This is a genomic window from Nitratidesulfovibrio liaohensis (assembly GCF_011682075.1).
Classification (GTDB): Bacteria; Desulfobacterota; Desulfovibrionia; order Desulfovibrionales; family Desulfovibrionaceae; genus Cupidesulfovibrio; species Cupidesulfovibrio liaohensis.
In genome coordinates this window covers 1-1,234 of record NZ_VSMK01000585.1, presented here as the reverse complement: position 1 = coordinate 1,234, position 1,234 = coordinate 1, and the positions used below count along the sequence as shown (strand labels likewise).

Sequence of the window (1,234 nt, the reverse complement as noted above, 5' to 3'; positions counted from 1 at the left end):
GCCTTGGTCCGCTGCTGGCCCGCCTGGGCGAGGCCCGCGTGGCCCTGCCCGGCGGCTGCGCCATCGGCGCGCGCCCCGTGGACCTGCACCTGACCGCGCTGGAAAAGATGGGCGCCACCTTCGACCTGGAATCCGGCTACATCCAGGGCCGCTGCAAGAAACTGCGCGGCGCGCACATCCACTTCGACTTCCCCACCGTGGGCGGCACCGAAAACCTGCTCATGGCCGCCACCCTGGCCGAGGGCGAGACCATACTGGAAAACGTTGCCCGCGAACCGGAAGTGGTGGACCTGGCCAACTTCCTCATCGCCTGCGGGGCGAAGATCGAGGGGCACGGCTCCAGCATCATCAAGGTGCAGGGCGTGCCGCGCCTTGGCGGATGCGAATACCGCATCATGCCCGACCGCATCGAGGCGGGCACCTTCATGGTGGCGGCGGGCATCACCGGCGGCGACCTGCTGCTGACCGACTGCCCCTTCGAGGAACTGGAGGCGGTCATCGCCAAGCTGCGCGACATGGGGCTGATCATCGAGCGCGAAGGCACCCGCGATGTGCGCGTGACCCACAACGGCCACCTGCGCGCCCGCGACGTGACCACCCGTCCCTTCCCCGGCTTTCCCACCGACATGCAGGCCCAGATCATGGCCCTGATGACCATTGCCAGTGGCGCGGGCGTGGTGGAGGAAACCATCTTCGAGAACCGCTTCATGCACGTGCCGGAACTGGTGCGCATGGGCGCGGACGTCAAGCTTTCCGGCCACTCCGCCATGGTGCGCGGCGTGCAGAAGCTCATCGGCGCGCCGGTCATGGCGTCCGATCTGCGGGCCAGCGCATCGCTGGTGCTGGCGGGCCTTGCCGCGCAGGGCGAAACCCACGTCCAGCGCATCTACCACCTGGACCGGGGCTACGAACGCATCGAGGAAAAACTGAACGCCGTGGGCGCGCGCATCACGCGCATGCCGGAATAGCCGCACGCCTTCCGGGCGGGCCCGCCACGCGGCGCGGCCCGCCTTTTTTTGCACCCGAAAAACCCCGCAGGCACCGCCAGCCCCATGTCCCAGCCATCTTCGCAGTCTCAACCCCCTTTGGCGCCGCCACTGCTGCCCCCGCTGCTGTATCGGCAGGCCTGCCTGCTGGCGACGCTGGCCGGGTTGGCCGCGCTGCCGCCACGGGGCGAACCCGTGTGGGCCGTTACGGCAGCGATACTGCTGTGGCTGGGCATGGGCGCGCGGGC

The 1,234-nt window shown here is 69.4% G+C and carries 2 protein-coding genes; both read left to right on the top strand.

What is annotated here, in order from left to right:
• Positions 1 to 968: UDP-N-acetylglucosamine 1-carboxyvinyltransferase (gene murA / locus FVW27_RS16315; RefSeq protein ID WP_167127144.1), on the top strand; the 968-nt coding region annotated here is incomplete at its 5' end.
• An 84-nt stretch (positions 969 to 1,052) separates the two neighbouring features.
• The coding region (locus FVW27_RS16310; RefSeq protein WP_167127141.1) for a hypothetical protein at positions 1,053 to 1,234 on the top strand (182 nt) is incomplete at its 3' end.